General features: G+C 59.3%; 1 protein-coding gene and 1 pseudogene. Both read right to left on the bottom strand.

Annotation, left to right across the window (positions count from 1 at the left end; translation table 11 throughout):
* On the bottom strand, positions 1–217 hold a 217-nt coding region (locus AB4043_RS23655), incomplete at its 3' end, for an AMP-binding protein (RefSeq protein ID WP_442308273.1).
* Between the two features lie 150 nt (positions 218–367).
* Positions 368–2,049: pseudogene (locus AB4043_RS23650) on the bottom strand (alpha-amylase family glycosyl hydrolase); the annotation flags it as partial.

Here is a 2,049-nt window from a genome sequence, read left to right as displayed (position 1 = left end):
CGGTCGAACCTGCCGCGTCCAATGGAACCGCGATCACTCCCCGCAGCAGACAGCCGAAGAAGACGCCCAGCCATTCCGCCGAGTTCTCACCCCAGAGCACAACCCGTTCGCCTGGGGCCATTCCGCGGCGCTCCAGTTCGGCAGCAAAGCGGCCGGCAAGCTCTGCGAGTTCACCATACGTCGTCGGATAGCGCCGATTGCCTCGATAAGCAACCACCGCGGTTTCCGCAGCGTGCTGGCGAAATTCCTCAACGAGGCTAGCCAGATGAAATCGCACCCCGCCATGATATCCGTCTCCCCCTTTGGAGAATGAAAAGCGATGTACTACCAGTTCGACGAGAGAGTGAAATGGCGCATCCTAGGCAGATCATGCCTCGGCTTCGGGTTTGTCGTTCCCGAGGAGCACATCAAGCCTGTAGCCCGCGGACGTTGCTGCCTCCAGGGCCTCCTTGATTGCCTTACTCAACTCCACGATTGCGCTGCGGTCTGGCACGGCCTTGCCGGCTAACTTACGCAGGACCGGCAACTGGAGCCACCAAATCAACTCCTCATAGGATTCTTTGACGAAATAGGTACGCCCGTTTGCCTCGTGTACGCCGGTTAGCCAGCGGACATCCGCGTCGTGCCACATGATTTGAGAGAGAGTCGGGGGAGCTTGCTTCTGCTGGCCTGGCGCTTTGGCCGGAGCAGCGCCTGTAGCGATTGCAGGTGTCGTTACGCTGTCAATCAACGCCGTCTCCACTCTTTCGGGTAGGGCCGTGGTGCTGGAGGTCTCGGGCGCGGTCACTTCAGCTTCAGCCAGCAGGGCAACCTTGATTCGAGCTGTCGCGCGCCAGCTTTCCTCCCCCTCGAATCCCAGTGCTGAGAAAGAATGTGCCAAAGGTTCCCTCAGACGTAATCGATCAAACAGATCGAGTGCCGCGCGCTCCGGTTTCTGAGCGTCAATCGATTCCGCGAGCAGTTCCAGGACACACCAGCTGAGCACTGGGCCCCAAATGGCGGTGGCTATCAATTCCGGGATCAGGCTAGGCAGTAATCGGCGGGCCCCGATGTTCCAAGGCGTAGGAAACAGGCTCTCGAGAGCTGGGATGTCCATCGCAGCGCGCACACGCTTGTGGAATTTCTCCGCGAGCAAGGCTGGATTCGTCGGTCTGACTGCGAGATGTTCCCCTGTGGGAGCGCGATATGCAAGCTGTGATTCGAGCAAGAACTCCTGGCTTCGTACCCATGCGGTCTCAAGGAATTCCTCCTTCTGCCGCTCGATATTCTTCTGTTTCTCCGAGCCTCTGGCCGCTTGCGGAAGTTCAGACAGCTCGGAGAGTGTTCGCACCAGCGCCGGGTCCAGCAGCCGGCGGAGGGCGTCGTGTGCTGGCCGCAAGGCCAGGTTGATTAGCTCATCTTCCAGATTGGCAACGCCGCGCCCATTTAGCTCGTCGCACAAGCGGTCCCATGGTTTGTCTGCGGTCGCACGCATCTCGCGCCAATCCAGAAAGACGTGGCATTGATAGGGGCGCAGTTCGATGCGCAGTCCGTGCTCCGCCGTATTCAGGGCGCGCCGCAGATACTCCAGCCCGGTCAGGGAATCGCGATATCTAAGTATGATCGCGGGATCGCCGCTCAGACCCAGACCATCCTTTAATCGTTGCTGGCGCAGTTGTCCCGAATGCTTGTCTGCGTAGGCTGCCGACCAGTCGACGGTCCCTTTTGTCGTGGAATAGCGGTTGTTGTAGAGTACCAGTCCGCGCTGGTCTCCCCGCCGATTCGAGTAAGCGAAGACGTTTTCGTCCACCGTGCCGTTGTCGTTGAAGAAATCATAGAGCAGGAAGTTGCTGCTCTCGGCAAAGAGTGCTCGCTGGTGCAGCAAGGGAGCTATTTCGCGCTCATGTCGTTCCACCAGCCAGTGGTTCGGAGTCTCGTCATACCGTGGTCTCCGATACTCCATGCCGTACTTCTCGGTGAACCCGTCTATCTGACCGTGACCGAACATCGGCAACCCCGGCAAGGTGGCCATCATCGCCGTAACTCCGAAGCACTTGTCGCCGTCGCCAA

It is taken from the genome of Terriglobus sp. YAF25 (genome assembly GCF_052113305.1).
Classification (GTDB): domain Bacteria; phylum Acidobacteriota; class Terriglobia; order Terriglobales; family Acidobacteriaceae; genus Terriglobus.
The sequence above is the reverse complement of the archived record's forward strand: the minus strand, read 5'-3'. Positions and strand labels throughout refer to the sequence as shown.